Raw genomic sequence first — 24238 nt, forward strand, 5'->3', positions numbered from 1 at the left:
GCGGGCAGGCGTCCGGTGTCGGGGGACGTCCGGGCGGTGGGCAGGCGCCCGATGCCGGCGCGTACGCGCCTGCCGACGGGCGTGTGCCCGGTGGCGGGGTCCCGGTGGGCGCCGCCGCGGCCGGACCCGGGCCCGGCGTCCCGGAAGCCCCCGTCGACCTCACCAAGCGGTCCCCGGCGGACGCGCCCGCAGGGGCGCCCCCCGAGCACGCGCCCGCGCCCCACGCACCGGACGGGAGCATCCCGCCCCCGTCCGGCCCGCACACCGCCCTCGACCATCTGCCCACCCAGGTCGTCGGCCCCGGCCACAACCCCGCGCCACCTCCCTACGGCCACCCGCAGCAGTCCCCCCAGCAGTCCCCCCAGCCGTCCCCTTCGGGTCATTCGCAGCACCACCCCCAGCCGTCCGCCTACACCTACCCGCAGAACGCCGACGGCTGGGCCGGCACCCCGGCCGCCGCTCCCGGCCAGGGGCCCGCCCTAGGTCCCACACCGGCGTACGGCCCGCCTCCGTACGGCTCGTCCCCGTACGGCCCGCCTCCCTACGGCTCGTCCCCCTACGGACCGTCCCCCTACGGCGACCCTGGTCCGCAGGCGCCCCCGCGCAGGAGCGGCCGCTCCACCGCCGTACTGATCGTGGTCGCCCTGGTCGTCGCGCTCGGCGCGGGCGGTTCCGTGTACGCGCTGATGCGGGGCGGCGGGACGGAATCAGGCAACGGCGCCGGCCCCTCGCACCCGTCGGCGTCCGCGCCCACGACCCCCGGCCCGAGCACGCCCGCGCCCTCCACCCCGGCCAGTGCCGGTGAGAGCCCCGGCTCGCCGTCGCCCACGGCCGGTGCCGTGCCCGACACCTACCTCGGCACCTGGACCACCGCCATCGACAACTCCACCGGCCACAACACCCGTCGCCTGGTCATCCAGCAGGGCGAGGTGGGCGACACGGTGCTCTCCCTGACGGCGGACGGCCCGACGGGCGGCGGCACGTACCACTGCGTCTTCCGGGCGAAGCTCGACCAAACGCCCACGACGGACGGGCCGTTGATGATCGGCCCGTCCACGGTCACCGTCGGCGAGCCCGCGTCGTCGTGCACGCCGGGCGCCGCCACGGAGCTGACGATTCTGCCGGACGGCCGCCTCAAGCGCGTGAGCACGAGCAGCGGCGACTCCCTGACCTATACGAAGGAGGGCTGACCCGGCGGCTCACCCGCGTACGGCCCACACCCCCGGACGGCCCGCTCACCCGCGGTCATCGCGCCTCGGGGGGCCGCTGCCGGGGCATGTTCGGCCTCGCCCCGGGCGACGGCGCCGGCCTCCCCGGCACCGATCCCTCCGCCCGCTGCGTGCACACCCCCGCCGACCGGATCCCCAGCGGCGCCGCCCCGGTGCGGAACTCCACCATCCAGTCCGCCGTCTCCGCGCGCACCAGTTCCGCCACGTCCTCCGAGAACCGCCGCAACACCGACAGGCACCGCTCCGCCGCCTCCCCGGCGGTCCCTTCCGTCGGCCCGAGCACCTCCCGGACGTTCTCCGACGCCCAGTCGAACTGAAGCGCCTGAAGACGCCGCTGCACGGCCTGCGCCGTCGCCACGTCCCTCATCCACCCGGACGTCAGCCCGAAGAACCGGTCCGCGGCCAGGCACGCCGCCCCCAGCAGCAGCGACAGATACGCCCACGGCACGGCCCCGTCCGTCACCCCGGCCAGATCGAGCAGCGGCAGCGCGGCCCCGCAGACGGCCCCGGCCGCGGTGCCCGCACGCAGCACCCGCGCCGCCCGCCGCTTGCCCGCCCGGTCCGCGAGATACCAGGCCGCCGTCTCCAGCGCCCGGCCCTCCACCCACCGGTACAACTCCTCCAGCCGTTCCGCGGGCTGTCCCCAGTCCCCGTGCGGAAACGGCCGCCCCATGAGGTCGCCCGGCCGCAGCCCCGCCGCACCCTCGCCCCGCCCGTCCTGGCACGGACCCTCGGGCTGCATCTCCGGCTGACTCACCCGGCACTCCCTACCTACGACTATGTCGATCCGCGATGCACCCCGTGATGTGCTCGTGACGCATGGTGCTGAAGCGCCGCACCCTTCCTACCGCCCAGCGAGTGGCCGGACCCCGGGTTCCGCCGCTTTTCCGCCCGGAAGTGGGGCCCGGCCAGGGAGCCGGGCCCCGCCGATTTCACTCGTAAGAGTGTCTCAGGCTGCCCCGGTGCGGTCCGGACGGACTACCGCAGCGATCGTCCCGGTCACCACGTAGGCTCGTGCCAGGCGGCAAAACCCCGCCCTGACAGCCGTACGAAACCAGGAGCTGATCGTGATTCCCGGTGGTGGCCAGCCCAATATGCAGCAGTTGCTCCAGCAGGCCCAGAAGATGCAGCAGGACCTCGCCGCGGCGCAGGAAGAGCTGGCGAGGACCGAGGTCGACGGCCAGGCGGGGGGCGGCCTGGTGAAGGCCACGGTGACCGGCGCCGGCGAGCTGCGCGCCCTGGTCATCGATCCGAAGGCGGTGGACCCGGAGGACACCGAGACGCTCGCCGACCTGATCGTCGCGGCCGTCCAGGCGGCCAACCAGAACGCGCAGACACTCCAGCAGCAGAAGCTCGGCCCGCTGGCCCAGGGCCTGGGCGGCGGCATCCCCGGACTGCCGTTCTGATCGTGACGTCCGATCGTCCCTTCTAAGAAGGGCGAGCGCCAACTACCGTACCTACCAAGACAGCGAGCCCGGCCGGGCCAGGTGCCGGAGCTCCTCGGGAAAGGCAAGTCCGTTGTACGAAGGCGTGGTCCAGGACCTCATCGACGAGCTGGGGCGGCTTCCCGGCGTCGGTCCCAAGAGCGCGCAGCGGATCGCCTTCCACATCCTGCAGGCGGAGCCGACGGACGTACGCCGCCTCGCCCAGGCGCTGCTCGAAGTGAAGGCGAGGGTCCGCTTCTGCGCGACCTGCGGCAACGTCGCGCAGGAGGAGCTGTGCGGCATCTGCCGCGACGCCCGCCGCGACCTGTCGGTGATCTGCGTGGTGGAGGAGCCGAAGGACGTCGTCGCGATCGAGCGCACCCGCGAGTTCCGGGGCCGCTACCACGTGCTGGGCGGCGCCATCAGCCCGATCGAGGGCGTGGGCCCGGACGACCTGCGCATCCGGGAGCTGCTCGCGCGGCTGGCCGACGGCACCGTCACCGAACTGATCCTGGCCACCGACCCGAACCTGGAGGGCGAGGCCACGGCCACATATCTCGCCCGGATGATCAAACCCATGGGCCTCAAGGTCACCCGCCTGGCCAGCGGCCTCCCGGTGGGTGGCGACCTGGAATACGCGGACGAGGTCACCCTCGGCCGCGCCTTCGAGGGGAGACGACTCCTAGATGTCTGACGCCACACTGCACTCCACGACGCAGTACCCGGACGACTTCGCCGTCCAGATCGCGGACCAGATCGAGAGCTTCCTGGTGGCCGTCACGGAGGTCGCCAGGGGCGACGAGCCGGACTCGGCCGTGCCCTTCCTCCTGCTGGAGGTCTCCCAGCTCCTCCTGGCGGGCGGCCGTCTCGGCGCGCACGAGGACATCGTCCCGGAGGAGCGCTACGAGCCCGACCCGGGCCCGGAACCGGACGTCGACGAACTGCGCGAACGCCTCGCCCTCATGCTCGACCCCGTCGACATCTACTCCGAGGTCTTCGACCCCTACGAGCCGCGCAAGGCCCCCGTCCCGGCCCGGATCTCCGACGACCTGGCGGACGTCATCACGGACCTGCGCCACGGCATGGTCCACTACCGCGCGGGCCGCATCACCGAGGCCCTGTGGTGGTGGCAGTTCTCGTACTTCTCCAACTGGGGCTCGACCGCGTCCGCGACACTCCGCGCGCTCCAGTCCCTGGTCGCGCACGTGCGGCTGAACCAGCCCCTGGAGGAACTGGACGGCCTCGACACCGACCAGGGCCTCGGCGACGAGATCCTCGCCGAGGAGGCGGGCAGGGTCATGGCCCAGGAGATCGCGGGACCGCTGGGCCTGCGCTCGGTCCCGTAAGGGTGACGGGAGCCGTTCCGGTCACATAATGATGGCAGGCGGTCTACGTTCGGTAGCGGCCAAGGCTGTTGCCGAATCGCCGGAGGTGCATGCCATGCCAGGCCGGAACAACTCCCAGCCACCCCTCGCCTGGCGCTACAGCGGCAACCAGTTGAAACGCTGGCGCACCAAGGCCAACATCACGCGCGAGCAACTCGCCGTCGCCGCCAACTACTCGCTCGACACGATCGCGTCCATGGAGCAGGGCGTCCGCATGCCCACGCCCCGCGTCCTCGACGTGGCGGACGAGTTGTGCCGGGCGGAGGGGCTGCTGAGCGCGGCGAAGGAGTACCTGCAGAGGGAGAAGTTCCCTGCGCGGGCACAGGACTTCATGGAGCGGGAGAAGGAGGCGATCAGTTTCTGGTCGTACGAGGCCACGCTCGTCCCTGGGCTGTTGCAGACAGAAGGCTATGCGCGGTCGCTCATTGAGGACCGCATTCCGCCTCTGGACGAGGAGATGGTGGAGGAACGGATCACGGCTCGCGTGGAGCGGCAGTCCATCCTCACCGGCCGGAAGCCGCCTGTCGGCCTGAGCTTTGTCCTCTACGAAGCCGCACTGCGAGGCCCTCAGGTGGACAATGAGCAACTGTGTCGCCTGCTGGAGGTGTCCCGCCTGCGCAACGTTGTGCTGCAAGTGCTTCCCTACGAACGGGCCGTCAGTGACGCGCTCATGGGGCCCATGGTGCTGTTGGAGACCCGCGACCACGAACGATTCGCCTTCACGGAGGGGCCGTTCGCCAGCGAGCTTTCGGCTGACCCGGACATTGTCAGCCGTGTGACCGAGCGGCTTAGCATGATCCGTGCGCAGGCGCTCAATCCTGCCGAGTCGGTCCGTTTCGTCGAGCGGATGGTGGATCAGCCGTGAGCGACCAGTTGAAGTGGTTCAAGTCCAGTTACAGCGATAACGAGGGCGGCAACTGCGTGGAGATCGCCCTGGAATGGTTCAAGTCCAGCTACAGCGACTCCGAGGGCGGCAACTGCCTCGAAGTGGCCCTCCCCACCCCCCTGACCACCGTCCACCTCCGCGACTCCAAACTCCCCGGCGGTCCCGAGCTCCGGATATCCGCCTCCGCCTGGGCGGCGTTCCTCGGGCGCGTGCGCCGAGGGTGACGAGGTCGTCGCGCCCCGTCCGTTGTGACATACCGCACGTTCCGAGTGCGCGGTCCCGGCTCGGGCAGATGCGAGCCTGAGCGGCCGTGCGCCCCGAAGAAAACCGGGTTGATCCCCGTGTGAGCGGGACATCTCACCATGCGGTATCCCGGAAGGGAAATTCGGTCGCTCGTTAGACTGAGCCGACCGCACTGCATGCGCAGGGGCGGGAAGAGACGGACTGAGCGAGGAGCGCACGTGGGCCTTGTCGTGCAGAAGTACGGAGGCTCCTCCGTAGCCGATGCCGAGGGCATCAAGCGCGTCGCCAAGCGGATCGTGGAAGCGAAGAAGAACGGCAACGACGTGGTGGTCGTTGTCTCCGCGATGGGCGACACGACGGACGAGCTGATCGATCTCGCCGAGCAGGTTTCCCCGGTGCCTGCCGGGCGCGAGCTCGACATGCTGCTGACCGCCGGAGAGCGGATCTCCATGGCGCTGCTGGCCATGGCGATCAAAAACCTGGGCAGCAAGGCCCAGTCGTTCACCGGCAGCCAGGCAGGTGTCATCACCGACTCGGTCCACAACAAAGCCCGGATCATCGACGTCACGCCGGGGCGCATCCGTACCGCGCTGGACGAGGGCAACATCGCCATCGTCGCCGGTTTCCAGGGCGTCAGCCAGGACAAGAAGGACATCACGACCCTGGGTCGTGGTGGTTCCGACACCACGGCCGTGGCGCTGGCCGCCGCCCTCGACGCCGAGGTGTGCGAGATCTACACGGACGTGGACGGCGTGTTCACCGCCGACCCGCGCGTGGTGAAGAAGGCCCGGAAGATCGACTGGATCGCCTTCGAGGACATGCTGGAGCTGGCCTCGTCCGGGTCCAAGGTGCTGCTCCATCGCTGTGTGGAGTACGCGCGCCGCTACAACATCCCGATCCACGTCCGCTCGTCGTTCAGCGGGCTTCAGGGCACGTGGGTCAGCAGCGAGCCGATTCAGCAAGGGGACAAGCAGGTGGAGCAGGCCATCATCTCGGGTGTCGCGCACGACACCTCCGAGGCCAAGATCACGGTCGTCGGTGTGCCGGACAAGCCGGGCGAGGCCGCCTCGATCTTCCGTGCCATCGCCGACGCCGAGATCAACATCGACATGGTCGTGCAGAACGTGTCGGCCGCGTCGACCGGTCTCACCGACATCTCCTTCACCCTCCCGAAGACGGACGGGCGCAAGGCGATCGACGCCCTGGAGAAGGGCAAGACCGCGATCGGCTTCGACTCGCTGCGCTACGACGACCAGATCGGCAAGATCTCGCTCGTCGGCGCCGGCATGAAGACGAACCCGGGTGTCACGGCGGCCTTCTTCGAGGCGCTGAGCAACGCGGGCGTGAACATCGAGCTGATCTCGACCTCCGAGATCCGCATCTCGGTGGTGACGCGTGCGGACGACGTGTCGGAGGCGGTCCGCGCGGTGCACACCGCCTTCGGTCTGGACTCCGACAGCGACGAGGCCGTCGTCTACGGAGGCACCGGCCGATGACCCGCCTCCCCTGCGGGGGCCCGGGGCGCACGGGGCGCCGATGACGGCGCGGACCGGCAGGCCGACGCTCGCGGTCGTGGGAGCGACCGGGGCCGTCGGCACGGTCATGCTCAAGATCCTGTCCCAGCACGCGGACATCTGGGGCGAGATCCGTCTGATCGCCTCGCCGCGCTCGGCCGGCCGCAAGCTGACCGTGCGCGGCGAGCAGGTCGAGGTGATGGCGCTCGGCGAAGAGGCGCTGACCGGCGTCGACGTGGCGATGTTCGACGTGCCGGACGACATCGCCCGGCAGTGGGCACCGGTCGCCGCCGCGCTGGGCGCGGTCGTGGTGGACAACTCGGGCGCGTTCCGGATGGACCCGGACGTCCCCCTGGTCGTGCCGGAGGTCAACCCGCATGCCGCCCGGGTGCGGCCGCGGGGCATCATCGCGAGCCCCAACTGCACCACGCTCTCGATGATCGTGGCCCTGGGCGCGCTGCACGCCGAGTTCGGGCTGTGCGACCTGGTGGTGTCCTCGTACCAGGCCGTGAGCGGCGCGGGACGTGCGGGCATCGAGACGCTGCGGCACCAGATGTCGCTGGTCGCGGGCACGGAGCTGGGGACGAACCCGGGCGACCTGCGGCGCGCGGTGGGCGACGGCACCGGCCCGTTCCCCGAGCCGGTCGCGCTGAACGTCGTACCGTGGGCCGGGTCGCTGTGCGGGGACGGATGGTCCTCGGAGGAGATGAAGGTCCGCGACGAGTCCCGCAAGATCCTGGGCCTGCCGGAGCTGCGCGTGGCCGTCACCTGCGTGCGCGTGCCGGTGGTCACCACGCACTCCGCCACGGTCCACGCCCGGTTCGAGGGCGAGGTCACGGTCGACCGCGCACGGGAGATCCTGGCGACCGCGCCGGGCGTCGTCCTGTTCGACAACCCGGCGGCGGGCGAGTTCCCCACACCGGCGGACGTGGTGGGCACCGACCCCACCTGGGTCGGCCGGCTCCGCCGCGCCCTGGACGATCCGACCGCGCTGGAACTGTTCGTGTGCGGGGACAACCTGCGCAAGGGCGCGGCGCTGAACACCGCGCAGATCGCGGAACTGGTCGCGAGGGAGTGCAGGACGCCGTAGGGCGCAGGGACGCACGCGCCCCGCGGCGGTTCCGCGCCCCGGCATGCCCAGGCCGGGAAAACATGCTGGCAGTGGCCGAATCCTTTGTAGGATCTGTTTCAGTCCTGTGGGTCACAAGGGTTCGGACCGCCAGGACTGGACCACGTGAACCGAGCCGGTCCGCATTCGAGGATTCCCTCCCCGCCCCCGCAACCACGCGCAGGGCGGGGAGCGTCTTTGCGGTCGCCCGTCGGGGGGCTGGGCGCAACTACATATGGGGCATAGGGGAAGAGCTGGTATGCATGAGGGCACTTGACGCGCGGTGCGGTGTGCTGGGGGGCATGCCGCAGGACGTGCAGACGGATGCACCGCCTGACGCAAATGCGATGCCTGTCGCGTACAACCCCGCCGGGGGGATACGTGTCCAACTGGCGTGGCACAGGTACTCGAATTCACCGCGGTACGGACAAAGGGTGCGGCCCTTCGTCCGCCTCGCCGCCCCCGCATGTCCGGCGCGCCCGGCGGGCTGCCGGTGACCGCGCCGATGCGCGCAGCGCGGCCCGCCCGCATACCGAATCAGCGTGAGGCCGCCGACGGCACGACGGCCGTCGGCACCACGGTCGACCATCTGACCGAGACCTATCGTGCCCACTACCGCTCCCTCCTGGGTCTCGCGGCGCTCCTCCTGGACGACACCGCGTCCTGCGAGGACGTCGTCCAGGAGGCGTTCATCCGCGTCCACTCGGCGCGCAAACGCGTCCGCGACCCGGAGAAGACACTCGCCTATCTCCGGCAGACCGTCGTGAACCTCTCTCGCTCGGCCCTGCGCCGCCGCATCCTCGGTCTGAAGCTCCTGACCAAGCCGATGCCCGACATGGCGAGCGCGGAGGAGGGCGCGTACGACCAGCTGGAGCGCGACTCGCTGATCAAGGCGATGAAGGGCCTGCAGCGCCGCCAGCGCGAGGTCCTGGTGCTGCGCTACTTCGCGGACATGACCGAGGCCCAGGTCGCCGAGACGCTGGGAATATCGCTGGGCTCGGTGAAGGCGTACGGTTCACGCGGCATCGCGGCGCTGCGCACCGCCATGGGGGCGACGGCATGAGCGAGTACGACGAGAAGCACACCGCTCCCTGGGAGCGGAACTCCCACGAACGACACGAGCCGTACGCGTGGCACGAGCCGATGGACCGGCCCGGGCCCCACGAGGACGACGAACAGCACGCTGGGAACGGAACCGTGAACCACCGCCCCGAAGACCAGTCCCGCTCCGAAGACCAGTCCTGGCCCGAAGACCGGTCCCGGCCCGAGGCCGGACCGGCCCACGCCGCCTCCGACCCGACCGCCGCGGACGGTTCCACCCGGGGGCACGACGGCCTCGGCACGGGCTGGGACCGGCTCGCGGGGGCGCTCGGGACGCCGGGCCCAGGCGGCTTCGGGACCGGACCCGGCGGGACCGGACCCGGCGGGACCGGGGACCGTGCGGGGGCGCAGGAGCCCGGTTCCGACGAACTGGCGCTGCGGCGGATGCTGCACCAGGCCGTGCAGGACATCGAGCCGCGTGACGGCACCCTGGAGCACCTGCGGCGCGCGGTGCCCGCCCGGCGGGCCCGCAAGCGCCAGGCCGCGGTCGGCATGGCGGCCGCCGCCCTCTTCATCGGAACGGCCATCCCGGCCCTCGTCCACGTCTCGAACGCCACCGGCTCCGGCGCCGACCCGTCCATCGCGGGCCAGGCGTCGCAGGCCCAGGGCGGCACCGGCCAGGGCAAGAACCCGGACGGCGGCTCCGGCGGCTCGGGCGGTTCCTCCGGAGGCTCCACGGAGCAGACCTCGAACGGCCAGCAGGGCACGGGGGACAAGAACAAGGGCGCGAGCAACGGGACCACCGGCGGCGCCGGCCCGACACCCTCCACCGAGGGCGCCCCCGCCTGCACGGCGGACCAGCTCGGCGGCGCGACCGCCACCGCGGGCGCCCCGGACTCCACCGGCGCGGTCTACGGCACCTTCCACGTCACCAATGTCTCCACCACGGCCTGTACCGTCCCGGACGGCGGCAGTGTGACCACGGTGGCCCAGGGTGCGGCGGACGCGTCCAAGATCAGCGTCGTCGACCACGTCACGGGCGACGCGGCCACGGGCCTGCCCGATCCCACCCGGTACGTCACCTCGCTCGTGCTCAAGCCCGGCACGGCGTACGAGATCAAGTTCGCCTGGGTTCCGTCGCAGACGTGCCCCACGGGTGGATCCGGCGGTCCCTCCCCGGACCCCAGCCCCTCGACGAGCGCGAGCACGGGCGGCGGCACGACCACGACCGGCAGCGGCACCACACCCCAGCTGGTCAGGGAGGACGGCGTGGCCGACGGCAGCGTGGCGGTCTCCCACACCCCGCAGACGGGCGCGGCGGCCGCCACGGCGACCATCCCCGACGCGTGCGCCGGGACCGTCTACCGCACGGGCCTGCTGCCGGCCACCTGACCGGCCGCATCCGACGACCGCCCGCACACGACAGCGCCCGGAAGGTCGCCCGGAGGACGCCCGGAGGACGCCCAGAGGACGCCTAGAGGGCGGGCAGCCGCAGTTCGAACAGCGCTCCGCCGAGTGCGGACGTGCACACCGTCAGTGCTCCGCCGTGCCGTTCGGCCACATCGCGGGCGATGGCCAGTCCGAGGCCCGCGCCGCCGTCGTCCCGGCTGCGCGCGTCGTCGAGACGGACAAAGCGCTCGAAGATCCGCTCACGCTGTGTCTCCGGCACACCGTCGCCGTCGTCCGCGACCCGCAGCACGGCCGTCGTCGACTCTTTCGCGAGCGTGACGTCGATCCGTGTGCGGGCGTGCCGCTGGGCGTTGTCGACCAGGTTGGCCAGGACCCGCGCCAGCTGCCCCTCCGATCCCGCCACGTCGACGCCTGCCGCCACGGAGGCACGGACCGCGACGGTGTCCCGCGCGGCCCGCTGCCGGAGTTCCTCGCGCACCAGCGGGCCCAACTCCACCCGGCGGTCCGCGCTCGGCTCACCCGCGTCAAGACGGGCCAGCAGCAGCAGATCGGTGGCCAGCCGCTGGAGCCGTACGGTGTCCGCCACCGCGCCCTCGAGGTCCAGCAGCCCAGGGTGTGCCGCACCGACTTCCAGTTGGGTGCGCAGGGACGCGATCGGACTGCGCAGTTCGTGTGAGGCGTCGGCGACGAACCGCCGCTGCCGTCCGACCGAGGACTCCAGCGCGGCCAGCGTCTCGTTCGTCGTCCGCGCGAGCCGGGCCACCTCGTCGCCCGAGCGGGACTCGGGCACCCGGCGGCTCAGGTCCTCGGAGGCGGTGATCGCCGCCATCTCGGCGCGGATCGACTCGACCGGACGCAGGGCCCGACGGGTGACCAGCCAGGTCACGCCCCCGACCACCAGGAGGAGGCCGGGAAGGCCGACCAGCATCACGGCCGTCGCGGTGGACACGGCCTGCTGCTCGGCGTCGCGGAGGGCGCCGGCATGGACGGTGAGGGTGCCGTAGGCCTCCGTGTCCACCCGGGCCGTGGCGAAGCGGTAGCCGGATGTCCGCCCGCGGACCGTGGCGGTGCCCGTCGCGTAGGTGTGGCCGTCCGTGACACGTCCGGGCGTGACCGGCCCGTACTCGGCCCTGTCCTCCTCCGGCTCGTCCTCCTCGCGTGCCTCCGGCGTGTCCTTCCCGGGCCGGGGTGAGGGGGTGGCGGCCTTCGGGAGGTCCGCCCCGACCGCTCTGACCGCTGTGACGCCGGTTCCGGTGATCCGCTGCAGTGCCTCGCTGGCCGCGCGCAGCCGACCGTCCGCGTCGACGACCTGGATCGGGTGCTCGCCGCCGTCCCCGAGGTCGAGCCGGTCGAGCCGATGGCCCAGCCCCAGGTTGGCGGCGACCTCGCGCGCGGCGGACTGCGCCGAGGAATCCGCCTGCGACGTCAGGCTCGACCGCAGCGAGCCCAGCACCGCGGCGCCCGCCGCGATCAGGGCGACCGCGACGACCAGGGTCGCCCCGAGGGTGGCTCGGGCGCGCACCGAGCCGACGAGACGGAAGGGCCCCCTCATCGGCCCTCCAGCCGGTATCCGGCGCCCCGCACCGTGACGATCCGGCCGGCGCCGAGCTTCCGCCGCAGAGTGCTGATGTAGACCTCGACGATATTGGGATCGCCCTCGTAGGCGAAGTCCCACACGTGCTCCAGGATCTCCCCCTTGCCGACGACCTGACCCACCCGCAGCGCCAGCTGCTCCAGCACACTGAACTCCTTGGCGGTCAGGGAGATCTCGGTACCGTCGAGCTGTACGCGGCGGGCGGCGGTGTCCACCCGGAGCCCGCCGGCCGCTATCACCGGCGACCCGCCCGCCGAACCGCGCCGCCGGAGCAGCGCCCTGATCCTGGCCAGCAGCACGACGTAGGAGAACGGCTTGGTCAGATAGTCGTCCGCGCCGGTGTCCAGCCCCTCGGCCTCGTCGTACTCGCCGTCCTTGGCGGTCAGCATCAGAATCGGCACGTCGTGGCCGGCGGCCCGCAGGGCGTCGCAGACCCGGTAGCCGTTCATGCCGGGCAGCATGATGTCGAGGACCACGAGGTCGTAGGAGCCCTCGGAGGCCCGGTGCAGGCCTTCGAGGCCGTTGTGCACCACGTCCACGGCGAGGCCCTCCGCGGTCAGGCCCCTGGCGAGGGAGAGCGCGAGCCGCTTCTCGTCCTCCACTATCAACAGGCGCATGGGCACAGGGTGGCAGAACGAAGCTGAAGAACGCTTCAGGTGACTTCAGGTGGGGTTCAGGTGCCCGGAAGCACAGTGGAGCCCTCACCACGAGACCACGGAGGGAAACCCATGAAGCCCAACATCGTCGTCATCGCGATCGCCGCGGCAACCCTGGTCGGCGGTGGCACCGCCACCGCGGTCGCCCTGTCGGGCGGGGACGACAAGGTCCCGGTCAAGCAGTCCGGCGTCCACGTCCCGGGTACCGACGACAGTCGCCACGACGCGGACGACCGCGACGACAGCCGCACGCCCGGCGCCGCCCGCCACGGCTCCGACGACAGTCGCCACGACGCGGACGACCGCGACGACAGCCGCACCTCCGGCGCCGCCCGCCACGACTCCGACGAGCGCTCCGGCGGGCACGACGACTCCGGCGACCGCGACGACCGCCGGGAGCACGGTGCCGGTGGCCACGACTCCGACGACCGCCGCCACGACTCCGACGACCGCGACGACGACTAGGGGCAGGCGCAGGGGCAGGGGCAGGGGCGGGAGCGGGGGCGGCGTCAGGTGTCGGGCAGCTCTCAGGTGCCGGCGGTCCGCGCCGGGCTTTCGCCGGCGGTGGCCTGCGGGCCTGCGGTCTCGCCCGCCCCGCCCCCCGGGCTCCCGGCCGTGGCCACCGACTCCGCGGCCGCCGGCCCGGAGTCCGCTCCCGCGGTCACCAGCCCGAGTTCCGCGTCGCGGCGGAACTCCACCTCACGCCGCAGCAGCCGGAACCACATGAAGACCGTGAAGCCCGCGAAGACGAACCACTCGCCGGTGTAGCCGAGGTTCTGGAACGCCTTGAGGTCCAGGCCCGACCCCTGCGGCGCCGTCGCCGGCACCGCCTTCATCCCGCCGTCGGCCCTGTCGAGGGTGACCCACGCGTCGTACACGTCGTACGGCACCAGGTTCACCAGCGACGCCGTGCTGATGGCCGCGGTCTGGCCGACGGGCAGCCCCCCGGCCGCCCCGGGGCTCTCCGACGCCTGCAGCGCTCCCGTGACGGTGACCTCGCCGGCCGGCGCGGCGGGCGCCTTCGCCGGGTCCGCGTCACCCGGCAGCCAGCCCCGCACGACCGGCAGCGCCCTGCCGCCGTCGGTGCGGAGCATGGTCAGCACGTAGAACCCGCGCCTGCCGTCCAGCTCACGGTTCGGCACCAGCAACTGCTTCCCGTAGCGCCCGGTGGCCGTGGCCCGCTTCCCGGACGTCACCTTGTCCACCGGTAGCAGCCGGTCCAGCGGCCGGGGCGCCGCCTTCCGGTCCGCCACGGCCTGTTCGCCGGCCGTCCGGTGCTCCTGCACCCGGCCCTCGAACCGGCCCAGCTGCCAGGACCCCATGAAGATGCAGAAGGGGATGGCCAGCAGCAGGAAGACGTTGATCGCCCACCAGCGGGGCGTCAGCAGAAACCGGTACACGCCCTCCACGGTACGGTGCCGCTCCCGGAAGTCCGCCCTCGGGGCCCGGCGGCCGCGCGGCGCGGCGCGCCCGCCGGACCCGGCCCGGAGGGCCGCCCCGTCACCTCCCCAGATGCCGCTCGGCGAAGTCCAGCTCCAGCCGCACCTGCTTGATCCGCTCGTCGACCACCAGCGAGCCGTGCCCCGCGTCGTACCGGTACACCTCGTGCACCGCCCCGCGCGCGGCGAGCCGGTCCACGTAGTTCTCGATCTGGCGGATCGGGCACCGCGGGTCGTTCACCCCCGCCGAGATGTACACAGGTGCCTTCACCGCGTCGACGTACGTCAGCGGCGACGACGCCTCGAACCGCTCCGGGACCTCCTCGGGCGTGCCCCCGAGCAGCGTCCGGTCCATCGCCTTCAGCGCCTCCATCTCGTCGTGGTACGCCGTCACGTAGTCCGCGACCGGCACCGCCGCGATCCCGACCGTCCACGCGTCCGGCTGGGTGCCCAGTCCGAGCAGCGTCAGATACCCGCCCCACGAACCACCGGTCAGCACGAGCCGCTCCGGGTCCGCCAGCCCCGACGACACCGCCCACTCCCGGACCGCCGCGATGTCCTCCAGCTCGATCAGCCCGACCCGGTGCTTGAGCGCGTCCGTCCATTCGCGCCCGTAGCCGGTCGAACCGCGGTAGTTGACCCGCACGACCGCGTACCCGTGGTCCACCCAGGCGGCCGGGCCCGGAGCGAACGCGTCACTGTCGTGCCAGGTCGGACCGCCGTGGATGTCGAACACCGTCGGCAGCGGCCGGCTCGCCCCCGCCGGCCTCTGCACGAGCGCGTGGACGCGGCCGCCCGGTCCCTGCACCCACACGTCCTCCACCGGCACGGACGCCGGGGCTCTCGTCCCCGGAGGATCCAGCACGACCTCGCCCGAGGTGGACCGCACCACCGGGGGCTCGGCCGCCGACGACCACAGGTACTCCACGGTCCCGTCGGGACGGGCCGTCGCCCCCGACACCGTGCCCGGCGGGGTCGGCACCCGCACCAGCTCACGCGTCGCCAGGTCGTAGCGGAACAGCTCGCTGCGCGCCTCGAAGCTGTGCACGACGAGCAGCGCGGAGCCGTCCGGATACCACTCCGCGGCCACGTCGCCCGGCAGCTCCAGCGCCAGGTCCGTCTCCTCGCCCGAGGCGACGTCCCACACCAGCGGCTCCCAGCGGCCGCGCCGCTGGTGCCCGATCAGCAGCCGGGTGTCACCGTCGACCGGCGCGAAGCCCAGCACCTCCAGGCCCGACTCCACCGTGCCGTCCTTGGTGTCGTCCAGCTCCGCCACCGTCGAGCCGTCCTGCCGCAGCACGCGCAGCGCCGAGTGCATCGCGTCGCCGTGCTCGGTGTGCTCGATCGCGATGAGCGAGCCGTCGTGGGAGAGGTCGCCCACCCCGGCCGACTCGCGGTGGCGGTAGATCTCCACCGGGCCCTGGCCGGCCCGTACGAGATGGATCGTCGAGCCGTCCTGGTCGGTCGAGCGGCCCACGACCGCGGTCCGCGCGTCCCGGCCGATGGTGAGCCCGGCCGGGTAGGACGGCTCAAGACCTGGAGCCGCCGGTTCGTCGGCCGCCGCGCCCGCCCCCGCACCCGAGGCGCCGGGCGTGAACCGCTGGCGTCTCCACACCCCGAACTCGTCACCGTCGGTGTCGTCGAACCACCAGATCCACTCGCCGTCCGGCGAGAGCACACCGTCCGTCGTGCCGTTCGGCCGGTCCGTGACCTGGCGCTGCTCGCCCGTGGCGCGGTCCCACGCGTACAGCTCGTACGTCCCGGTGGCGTTGGACACGAACAGCGATCGGTGCGGCGCGTCCTCCGCCCAGTCGGGCAGCGACACCCGCGGCGCCCGGAAGCGCTTCTCCCAGTCCGGCATGCCCTCGCCACGCTTCCGCGGGAGGGGCCCGTTGCTCTCAGTCATGGCCCCATAGTGCCTGGCCGGACCGACTATCCGCGGCCAGGCCCTCCAGCCTGTGGACAACCCGCCCGGGGGAGACCCCGGAGGGACGCGGGGGGAGACCCCGGAGGGACGCGGGAGGAGACCCCGGAGGGACGCGGGGGAGACTCCGGAGGGACCCCGGAGGGACCCCGGAGGAGACCTCGGAGGGACCCGGGAGAGAACAGGCCCTACGCCCCGGACGTCCCCGGCTGTCTGCGGCCCAGGAGCTCGGCGATTCCGACGCGTGTCGCCGCGAGGACCACCCGGTCCTGCGCCCGCAGGACGTAGGTGGGCGGCAGGTCCCAGACCAGCCCGGAGGGGCGGCCGGGCCCGTTCGACCCCGGGGCGCGGCCCTGGCCCCGCGTGCCGGGTGCCGTCGTGTCCAGGGCGAGCACGCGCCAGGCCCCCGCCCGGAACGCCTCGGCGACCGTCCGCCCCTCCAACTGCGGGTGCCCACCCACCTCCAGGGCTGCGAACAGCAGGACCCGCCGCTCCACCGGGATCGCGCCCAGTATCTGCCGTCCCAGCATGGCCCCGGCGAACGCGGGCGCGGCCAGGTGCGACACGCTGCGGCTGCGGGTGAGGGCGTTCGGGTGCGCGGCGCGCAGGGTGCGGTAGACGGCGGTCGCGAAGTCGTCGTCGTACAGGCGCAGGACGACCCTGAGATCGGGCTGGAGGGAGCGCGCGTACAGGACCGCTTCGAGGTTCGTGGTGTCGGCGCTGGTCAGCGCGAGCAGCGCGTGCGCCCGGTGGATCTTGGCGGCCTCCAGGACACCTTCCTGCGTCACGTCCCCGAGCACCACGGGCACCCGCAGCCGCCGCGCCGTCGCCAGCCCCCGCGCCTCCGGATCGCCCTCGACGCACACCACGGGGATCTTCAGCTCCCGCAGCCGCGTCATGACCCGGGTGCCGATCTTGCCGACGCCGAGCAGCACCACGTGCCCGGACAGCCCGCGCGGCGGCCGCCGCAGCGCGCTCCCGCTGCGGAAGGTGCCGAGCGCCTCCAGCACGGCCGCGAGCAGCACGGGCAGCAGCAGTAACCCGACGAGCCCGGACAGCAGTTGCAGGATCTGCCGTCCGGCGGGTTCCCCGATGGCCGGATTGTTGATCGCGAACAGGTCCAGCAGCGTCAGATACGTGGCCTGGAGCGGCGGTTCACCGGTCACCGCCATCGACGCGACCGCGAGCGCGACGACACAGCCCACGAGCCCGGCGAACGACCAGCGCAGCCGGCGCGACATCAGCAGGCCGAGGGGCAGGACGCTGCGCCCGGCGGGCAGGGCGGGGCCCGCGTACGACACGGTCTCCAGGACGACGGTGCCGCGCCCGGTGGCCGCCGCGACCGCGCTCTCGTCCGGCAGGAGCCGCGGCCCCTGGTCGCCGCTGCCCTCGGAACCGTCCGCCCCCGCAGGGTCGTTGGCCGTCGCGGACAGCAGCGCCAGGGTGCACAGTCCCGGGTCGGCGACCTGGCCGGGCAGCGGCGGAGGGCGCTCCACCGCCCGCAGCATCAGCCCGTCGGTCTGCACGACCTTGGTGGTGCCGGCCACGGCGGTCGCGGCGAGCGCCGGCGCGGCGGTGTCGGCGTCGGACAGGACGGTCGTGGACGCGTCGAACGCGCCGGACCCCCCGTCGGACTCCCCGTCCGGACCGCCGCCGGCCAACGCCGCCGCCTGGTCGAGCAGTTCCTCGATGTGCTGTCCCAGCCGCCGGTTGTAGAGCCGCAGCACGAGGCGCAGCCGCGGGTTGATGCGCCGGGCGGTGAGGGCGGCACGGATGTTGGTCTCGTCGTCGTCATAGACCAGCGCCAGTGCCGCGGCCCGCTCCACTCCGGCCTCGGCCAGCACGGCCTCGGACGCCTCGGCGGCCTCCAACAGCCGTACGGATCCGGGGGCTCCGGCCGGCGCACGGCCGCCGCCGGCCCCCGGCGTGCGACTGCTGCCGCCGTTGCCGCCGCTCCCGCCGCCGTTCCTGTCGTTCCCGCCGCCGCTCCCGCCGCCGTTCCCGTTTCCGCTGCCCGCCGCGCGCGTGACGGCGGCGGACACCCGGTCGAGCAGGGTCGAGGGGCGGGCGCGGCCGACCACCGGCTGCCGGGCCGTCCGTTCGGAGGGCGGTACGACGAGGGTCACCTGTTCGCCGTACAGTCCGCGCAATTCGGCGGCCAGTCGGTGCGCGAGCCCGTCGTCCCCGCACACCACCATGTGCGCGACGGGGTCACCGGACCCGTTCTGCTGCGGAACGCTTGCCACGAGGAGACAGACTGCCCCACCGGTGGCCTCGGTTCCATGGGTGCGGGGACGGACGTCCGTGAAAGGCGAGGCGGCGATCCCTGGGCCATACTCAGGTGTGTGCCCAGCCTGCGGCTGCGGATTTGAGCAGGTGTTCGAACGGCCGTGCCGGGGATCGCCGAGCGGTGATGAAGAGCCGTCACTGGCCGGACCGTCACCGGCCGGACCAGTCCCTGAGGGGTCCAACATGGCTGTGGAAATCCCGCCCCTGGTCAGACCTTCCCGGCTCAGGAGCCGAGGGGGCCTGGTCGGGGAATGCCTCGCCGAGTTCCTGGGGACGTTCGTCCTCGTCTCGTTCGGATGCGGCTCGGTCGCCATGGCGGTCGCCGGGCTTCCCGGGTCGGGCCGCACCGCGGGCCCCACCACGATCTTCGTCGGCGCCGGGGACTGGCTCCTGATCACCTGGGGCTGGGCGATGGCCGTGGTCTTCGGCATCTACGTCGCCGGCGGCGTCAGCGGCGCGCACATCAACCCGGCGGTGACGCTGGCCTTCGCGGTACGCCGCAGGTTCCCCTGGGCGAAGGTCGTGCCGTACTGGGTGGCGCAGGTGGCCGGCGCGTTCACCGGGGCCGCCCTGGTGTACGGCGTCTACCACAACGCGATCAGCGCCTTCGACCTCGCCATGAAGGGGCCGAAGACGAACGGGCACACCCTCGCCTCCTTCTCCGTCTTCGGGACGTTCCCGGCGCCGTACTTCCACGGCGGCAACTGGGGCCCGCTCGTGGACCAGATCGTCGGTACGGCCTTCCTGGTCATGTTCGTCGTGGCGGTCATCGACGTGCGCAACACGGCGGTGCGGGCCAATCTCGGGCCCCTGGTGATCGGGTTCGCGGTCGCCGCGATCGGCATGTCCTACGGTGCGAACGCCGGCTACGCCATCAACCCCGCGCGAGACCTGGGCCCGCGCCTGTTCACCTGGGCCGCGGGCTGGCAGGACCTCGCCATGCCCGGCACACTCGCGGGTTCCTTCCGTGACTACTTCTGGATCCCCCTCGTGGGTCCCCTGATCGGCGGCGTGATCGGGGTGCTGGTCTACGACCTGTTCATCGGCGACGTCCTGCACGTCCGGGCGGAGCCGGCCGAGGCCCCGGAGCCCGGCCGCACCCGGCCCGTGACGACCACGGACGAGGAGTGAAGGGCCGCACGGTTCAGCCAGGCATATGGGGTACCCGGGGGCAAAGCAATCCAACCGTGAAGGAAGTGGCAGAGGTGGTCACGCAACCGTCACGCATCGAGCATCACCCCGACATCGTGGCCCTGCGGGCCCGCTACGAGGAGGCGTCCGCGCGCCCGGCCGCCCAGGCGACGGAAGGCCTGAGCCTCCTCGCGGGGCTCTACCTGGCGATCTCGCCGTGGGTCATCGGGTTCAACGCGAGCTCCACCCTGACGGTGAGCAACCTGGTCACGGGCATCGCTCTGGCCGTTCTGGCGGTGGGCTTCGGCTCCGCGTACGAGCGCACCTACGGCATGGGGTGGGTCGCGACCGCGATCGGTGTCTGGACGATCATCAGCCCCTGGGTCGTCGCGGGTGCCCCCACGACGACGAAGGTCGTCCTCAGCAACATCATCACCGGAGCGGTGGCCGTCCTGCTGGGCCTGGCGACGACCTCGATGGGGCGCGTACGACGGGTCTGAGTCCCCGGTGATCGTCGACCGCTCCCCCGACCGGGTGCGGGAGCCGCGGGAGCCGACCGCCCGGCCCCGCACCCTGGAACCGCCGACCGCCCTCGGGTGACGGACGTACCCGTCCCCCGGGGCGACCCCCGGCGCGGGTGCGCATGCGCCTGTGCCGGCGCGGGTGCATGCGCCTGTGCCGGCGCCTGGCGCGCCTTCTCCTCGGTCGTGCACCGGGTCCCGCCCGCGGGTCCGTCCTCCGATATCAACCTGACCAGGCCCTACCAGATCTGTCTCTACTGTCAGCCGATCGCGAGGGCGGCCGATGCGTCGATGAGGAAGAGTTGACCCGGGCTGGCTCTCCGGGTCCGGGCCTGTTCCACGAAACGGCCCAGCTCTGCTCGGACGGTGGCCGAGTCGATGCGCTTGATCACGGGCAGCGTGCCCTCGACGATCTGACAGGCGTCGTCGAGGCGGCCGGCACCGGCCAGAGCTGTCGCCTGCCGAACCGCGAAGCGGGCCTGGGAGTTGCTGTCCGCCGGGACGGCCGGCCGGCGCCGACGCTCGGCGGCGAAAAGGTCGGCGGCCGGCTCGAAACGACGGAGGATGAGCATGCAGGACGCCTCGATGAGCCGAGGGTTGCCGTTCTCGACGCGCGGGCCCCAGTGAGGGGTCCGGTCGCCGATGACCTCGGCGGCGTGGCTTCTGAACCGCTCCAGTGCGTCCCGGCAGGCCCCCGCATCGCCACGGCGCGCATGCCCCTGGGCCGCGCGTCGCGCGGCGTGCGCGCGGATCACCGGGTTGGCCGCCGGGTGCCCGGCCGCCTGGTCAGCGAATCCGATCGCTGCACAGGTGTCACCGCGGTGCTGGGCGATGAACGCCTTGCGGACCAGGGCATACGCGGCCACCGTTTCGTCCCCGCCGTGTGCGCCCCAGCGGACAGCGAGATTCGTCCAGCGCAAAGCCTCCGCGGGATTACCCGCCTCTTGTGCCATCCACCCCGTGTATTCGGCGAACCTCGAGGCCAGTAGCCAGATCTCGGCCCGCTGCTCGCCAACGGCGTGCGCACCGGCGTCCGTCAGGATCCGCATGACCGACTTCATCGAAGCAGTGACGAACCTCGGTCCGGTGGATCTGCCGATGTCCTTCAGCTCCCGCAGGACCCGCTCGTATCCGGCGACCACGGGGCCGGCCTCGACGACGCCCTCAACCCGGGCGTCGCGGCGGCCGGCCCCGGCCAACTCGACGAGTTCCCCGCCGGTGCCGAAGGCAGCGTCGCATGCCGCCGCCACGGCGGGCGTCGGGTTGCGCAACCCGCTCTCCAGATTGCAGATCTGCCCCTCGGACACGTTCGCACGCCGCGCGAACTCGCGCACGCTCCACCCCCGACGTGCCCGGAGTGTGGCCAGGACGACGCCGAAGTCGCCCGGCGGCAGACGCGTGCTGGTCGATCTCCCTGCCGAGACCGTTCCTGCCGCGCTGTCCGCCGGGTCCATGCCGGCCAGCGTACGGAGCCTTGCGGCCGCTATTCAATCCCCGGCGAATAGCCACCGAGCGGCTACTCCACCCCTAGGGTGAGCAGGATCCCTGACGTCAAGGCTTGCCGGAGAGGGGGCAATTGTGCCGCGCATCTTCCTCAGCTTTCGCAAACCGGACTCCCGGTGGATGCGAGACCGCGTCTACCGCGCGCTGTCCGACCGCTTGGGTGCCAACGAGATCTTCAAGTCGGGCCAGTCGATACCGCCCGGGGCCGATTTCGCCGAGATCCTGCGGCGGCAGGCCGCCGAGTGCGAGCTCATGTGCGTACTGATCGGGCCAGGGTGGCTCGACGCGCGGGGCGAGGACGGCGTGCGGCTCCTGGACCGGGCTCACGACTGGGTCCGCCTGGAGATCGCGACAGCTCTGCGGGCGGGAAACCGCGTCGTCCCGGTCCTTCTGGGTGACGCGACGATGCTGCCCGACGCCTCGGCGCTGCCGGCCGAGATCGCGAAGCTGGCGCGCCTGCAGTTCCTCCGCGTTCCGGAGACCCATCTGCCGGACGGGCTGGAGCGCTTGGGCGACGCGGTGGCCGATCTCCTGTCCGATACCGATACCGATACCGACCCCGCTGTCGGACCCGGGCACGGCACGGCGCCGGCCGCCGATCCGGAGCCATCAATGACCATGACGGCCCATGTGTCCGGCGGTGGCAGCGCCTACCAGGCGGCCCGTGATCAGACGATCAGGCTGACGTGAGGGGCGGACGATGGATCACCCCTTAGCAGACGGTGCTCATCGGATCGGGCCGTATGCGCTGCTCGGAAGGCAGAGCACGGTCGGCGGGGGCGAAGTGTTCGCGGCCCGCACGGACGAGGGGCTACTCGTCACGGTCACGGTCGTGGGGCCCGAACTCGCCGCGGACCCGGGCTTCCGGGACCGGTTCCGAGCCGCCGTCGAGGCGGCACGGACGTTGTCCGGTGCCTTCCTCGTACCGGTGGTGGATGTCGACGCCGACGCGCCGGTTCCTTGGCTGGCGACCGAGTTCACCGCCGGACTGCCGCTCCGGCAGGCGGTGGACCGGCACGGCCCGCTGTCCGAACCGGCTCTGCGGGTGCTCGCCGACGGCCTCGCCCGGGCGCTGGCCGCACTCCATGCGGCCGGGACGGTCCACGGCGAGGTGAGCCCGGACTCGGTGCTGCTGACCATGGACGGGCCCCGCATCACCGCCCTGGGGATCGTGGGAGCCACCGGCAGTCCTGCACCCTCACCGACGGACGACATGTTCGACCTCGGGTCGACCGTGCTGTTCGCGGCTTCCGGAGGCGAGCCGGACACGGGCGCCCTCCCCGTGTCGCTGCGCGAGGTGATCGGCGGCTGCCTGTACCCGGAACCGCCGGACCGTCCCACCGCGGAGCAACTCGTCGAGTACCTGAGGCGTCAGGACCTGCCGGCCCTCGCGGGCAGTTGGCTGCCGCCGGCCGTGACCGCCGACATGGCTGCCGCGGCCGCGGCGGTGGGATCGGCGTCCGCCGGGGAGGGCGGCCGGGACCCGTTTTCTTCGCCGCCGGTGGTCGCTGCCGGCCCAGGTGTCAGCCGCCGGAAGTTGATCACCGGTCTGGTCGGGGGTGCGGCCGTACTCGGCGGAGCCGCGGCGGCACTCGCCTTTTCCGGTGACTCCTCGCCGGCACCCGACGGCCGAGCCGGCGGGGCCGGGTCCACTGCGCGGCCGGCCTCTCCGTCAGGCGTGCGATCCACGTCGGCCTCCTCTGCGTCGCCGTCCTCGACGGACGGACCGGAATCGATCGTTCTGGCCGGACCCGACGCCGCCAAGGCATGGTCAGGCGCCGGAAAGCACGCCCCCACCTGCCTGGAAGCCTCCGACAAGGTGGTCATGGTGGTCACGGACACCGCCACGTCCTTCCTGGACGCCGGGACCGGGAAATCCGTGTTCCCCCAGCTGAACACGACCAACGACTTCGGCACGACCAGCCTCAAGTACCCGACGGCGTACGCGGACGGAGTGTTCTACCTGCTCTGCGACACACCGAGTCAGTCAGGCGTGCTGGCGGCGTTCGACGCCGCCAGCGGGAAGGTGAAGTGGGCGACCAAGATGGCCGAGGTCGATCCCGGCGGCGGCACGCATGCGGCGATGTACCTGAGCAACTACGTGGCAGCCGCGGGGAACACGGTGTACGTATGCGGGCAGGTGCTTCAGACATCCGGGTCGTTCTCGTCCAAGTCTCCGAGCACCGGCTATATCCGTGCGTTCGACGCCGCAACCGGCAAGGGACTGTGGCGGGTCAAGGGCACGGACATCAACAACGTGCTCGTGCCGTCCTCCGGCTCTCATCTGCTGGCCACCTCGGCCGTTCCGGGCAAGAAACCCGGCCGCGTCCAGATGATCGACGCCGGCAGGAGAGGCGCCCGCGGCTGGAACGTATCCGTCCCGCACGCCGCGTACTACTTCACCACCGGCTGGCCGCTGACGTGCTACGCCGCCGGGCTGTTCCTGTTCGCCGGCGGCAACGGCGACACGCTGTTCGCCGTCGACGCGGCCACGGGCAGCGAGAAGTGGCATCAGCGCTTCGACGCGAAGAACGGGGACCAGGTCCAGATCGGTGCCCCGTTCGCCGGCTTGGACGGCGCGACCGTCTACGTACCGGTCGGCGCCGACCTGGTCGCCCTGGCCTCGGCCGACGGCACTCCCCAGTGGGTCGCGACGCTCGACGGGGCCAACGACATGGGCGGTTCCAACATGTTCAACGCCTCCCTCAGGATTTCCGGCAAGAGCGCGCAGTGTTCGGCCGACACCGTCTTCGCCACCGACGCCGCCGAGACGCTGTGGGCCATCGACGCGGCCACCGGCAGGGCCCGGTGGAGATACCGCGACCCCGGGCAGCCGGACGTGGGGTTCCTGTGGACGGTGGGCGGCGACCACGTGTTCATCGCCTCCCACCTGACACTGACCGCGATCGCGGCCCACGGGCGGTAAGGGGACAAGGAGAAG

21 protein-coding genes are annotated in these 24238 nt (G+C 72.3%); 14 read left to right on the top strand and 7 right to left on the bottom strand.

Annotation, left to right across the window (positions count from 1 at the left end; translation table 11 throughout):
- Positions 1–1245: 1245 nt before the first annotated feature.
- Positions 1246–1986, bottom strand: a complete 741-nt coding sequence (locus ACFYMU_RS02050) for an SLATT domain-containing protein (RefSeq protein ID WP_388366706.1) — start codon at positions 1984–1986, stop codon at positions 1246–1248.
- Between the two features lie 310 nt (positions 1987–2296).
- On the opposite strand from ACFYMU_RS02050, the gene ACFYMU_RS02055 reads away from it, so the two are divergent.
- From ACFYMU_RS02055 to ACFYMU_RS02095, 9 genes are all read left to right on the top strand, one after another.
- Positions 2297–2635 (top strand): YbaB/EbfC family nucleoid-associated protein, encoded by a 339-nt coding sequence (locus ACFYMU_RS02055; protein ID WP_388366708.1) that lies wholly within the window; start codon positions 2297–2299, stop codon positions 2633–2635.
- Positions 2636–2747: 112 nt separating this feature from the next.
- Entirely contained in the window at positions 2748–3347 is a 600-nt protein-coding gene (recR, locus tag ACFYMU_RS02060; protein WP_388366710.1) for a recombination mediator RecR, read from the top strand.
- Positions 3340–3999, top strand: a complete 660-nt coding sequence (locus tag ACFYMU_RS02065; RefSeq protein WP_388366711.1) for a DUF5063 domain-containing protein — start codon at positions 3340–3342, stop codon at positions 3997–3999. The genes recR and ACFYMU_RS02065 overlap by 8 nt, the downstream gene beginning before the upstream one ends.
- 94 nt (positions 4000–4093) lie before the next feature.
- Positions 4094–4903, top strand: coding sequence for a helix-turn-helix domain-containing protein (locus tag ACFYMU_RS02070; RefSeq protein ID WP_388366713.1), 810 nt, complete (start codon positions 4094–4096; stop codon positions 4901–4903).
- Positions 4900–5148: a DUF397 domain-containing protein gene (locus tag ACFYMU_RS02075; protein ID WP_388366715.1), complete on the top strand. Its 249-nt coding sequence runs from the start codon at positions 4900–4902 to the stop codon at positions 5146–5148. The genes ACFYMU_RS02070 and ACFYMU_RS02075 overlap by 4 nt, the downstream gene beginning before the upstream one ends.
- A gap of 237 nt (positions 5149–5385) precedes the next feature.
- Entirely contained in the window at positions 5386–6663 is a 1278-nt protein-coding gene (locus ACFYMU_RS02080; protein ID WP_388366716.1) for an aspartate kinase, read from the top strand.
- A 40-nt stretch (positions 6664–6703) separates the two neighbouring features.
- Positions 6704–7771, top strand: a complete 1068-nt coding sequence (locus ACFYMU_RS02085) for an aspartate-semialdehyde dehydrogenase (RefSeq protein WP_388366718.1) — start codon at positions 6704–6706, stop codon at positions 7769–7771.
- 505 nt (positions 7772–8276) lie between these two features.
- Entirely contained in the window at positions 8277–8852 is a 576-nt protein-coding gene (locus tag ACFYMU_RS02090; RefSeq protein WP_388366955.1) for a SigE family RNA polymerase sigma factor, read from the top strand.
- The gene (locus ACFYMU_RS02095; protein WP_388366720.1) at positions 8849–10222 is read left to right on the top strand and encodes a hypothetical protein; all 1374 of its coding nucleotides are present in this window, start codon (positions 8849–8851) and stop codon (positions 10220–10222) included. The genes ACFYMU_RS02090 and ACFYMU_RS02095 overlap by 4 nt, the downstream gene beginning before the upstream one ends.
- A gap of 82 nt (positions 10223–10304) precedes the next feature.
- Here ACFYMU_RS02095 and ACFYMU_RS02100 read toward each other — a convergent pair whose 3' ends face one another.
- Entirely contained in the window at positions 10305–11792 is a 1488-nt protein-coding gene (locus tag ACFYMU_RS02100) for a sensor histidine kinase (protein ID WP_388366722.1), read from the bottom strand.
- Entirely contained in the window at positions 11789–12451 is a 663-nt protein-coding gene (locus ACFYMU_RS02105) for a response regulator transcription factor (protein WP_388366723.1), read from the bottom strand. The genes ACFYMU_RS02100 and ACFYMU_RS02105 overlap by 4 nt, the downstream gene beginning before the upstream one ends.
- Before the next feature lie 111 nt (positions 12452–12562).
- Between ACFYMU_RS02105 and ACFYMU_RS02110 the strand changes: the two genes are divergently transcribed.
- Positions 12563–12955, top strand: coding sequence for a hypothetical protein (locus ACFYMU_RS02110; RefSeq protein WP_388366724.1), 393 nt, complete (start codon positions 12563–12565; stop codon positions 12953–12955).
- A 62-nt stretch (positions 12956–13017) separates the two neighbouring features.
- Here the strand turns inward: ACFYMU_RS02110 and ACFYMU_RS02115 are convergent, their stop codons facing one another.
- From ACFYMU_RS02115 to ACFYMU_RS02125, 3 genes are all read right to left on the bottom strand, one after another.
- Positions 13018–13890 carry an SURF1 family protein gene (locus ACFYMU_RS02115; RefSeq protein WP_388366726.1) on the bottom strand — a complete coding sequence of 291 codons (873 nt, stop codon included), beginning with the start codon at positions 13888–13890 and terminating at the stop codon, positions 13018–13020.
- A 100-nt stretch (positions 13891–13990) separates the two neighbouring features.
- On the bottom strand, positions 13991–15835 hold the full coding sequence (locus ACFYMU_RS02120; RefSeq protein ID WP_388366728.1) for a prolyl oligopeptidase family serine peptidase: 1845 nt from the start codon (positions 15833–15835) through the stop codon (positions 13991–13993).
- Between the two features lie 206 nt (positions 15836–16041).
- Entirely contained in the window at positions 16042–18051 is a 2010-nt protein-coding gene (locus ACFYMU_RS02125) for an NAD-binding protein (protein ID WP_388366957.1), read from the bottom strand.
- A 274-nt stretch (positions 18052–18325) separates the two neighbouring features.
- Between ACFYMU_RS02125 and ACFYMU_RS02130 the strand changes: the two genes are divergently transcribed.
- Positions 18326–19273, top strand: a complete 948-nt coding sequence (locus ACFYMU_RS02130) for an MIP/aquaporin family protein (RefSeq protein WP_388366730.1) — start codon at positions 18326–18328, stop codon at positions 19271–19273.
- 74 nt (positions 19274–19347) lie between these two features.
- Positions 19348–19773 carry an SPW repeat protein gene (locus tag ACFYMU_RS02135; protein ID WP_388366732.1) on the top strand — a complete coding sequence of 142 codons (426 nt, stop codon included), beginning with the start codon at positions 19348–19350 and terminating at the stop codon, positions 19771–19773.
- Between the two features lie 281 nt (positions 19774–20054).
- On the opposite strand, the gene ACFYMU_RS02140 is transcribed toward ACFYMU_RS02135, so the two are convergent.
- The gene (locus ACFYMU_RS02140) at positions 20055–21248 is read right to left on the bottom strand and encodes a helix-turn-helix domain-containing protein (RefSeq protein ID WP_388366734.1); all 1194 of its coding nucleotides are present in this window, start codon (positions 21246–21248) and stop codon (positions 20055–20057) included.
- Positions 21249–21372: 124 nt separating this feature from the next.
- On the opposite strand from ACFYMU_RS02140, the gene ACFYMU_RS02145 reads away from it, so the two are divergent.
- Together ACFYMU_RS02145 and ACFYMU_RS02150 are read left to right on the top strand one after the other, a co-directional pair.
- Complete coding sequence (locus ACFYMU_RS02145; protein ID WP_388366736.1) at positions 21373–21987, top strand: toll/interleukin-1 receptor domain-containing protein; 615 nt, start codon at positions 21373–21375, stop codon at positions 21985–21987.
- A 10-nt stretch (positions 21988–21997) separates the two neighbouring features.
- Positions 21998–24223 (top strand): PQQ-binding-like beta-propeller repeat protein, encoded by a 2226-nt coding sequence (locus tag ACFYMU_RS02150; RefSeq protein ID WP_388366738.1) that lies wholly within the window; start codon positions 21998–22000, stop codon positions 24221–24223.
- Positions 24224–24238: the final 15 nt, after the last annotated feature.

The organism is Streptomyces sp. NPDC007264 (assembly GCF_042869095.1).
GTDB lineage: Bacteria > Actinomycetota > Actinomycetes > Streptomycetales > Streptomycetaceae > Streptomyces.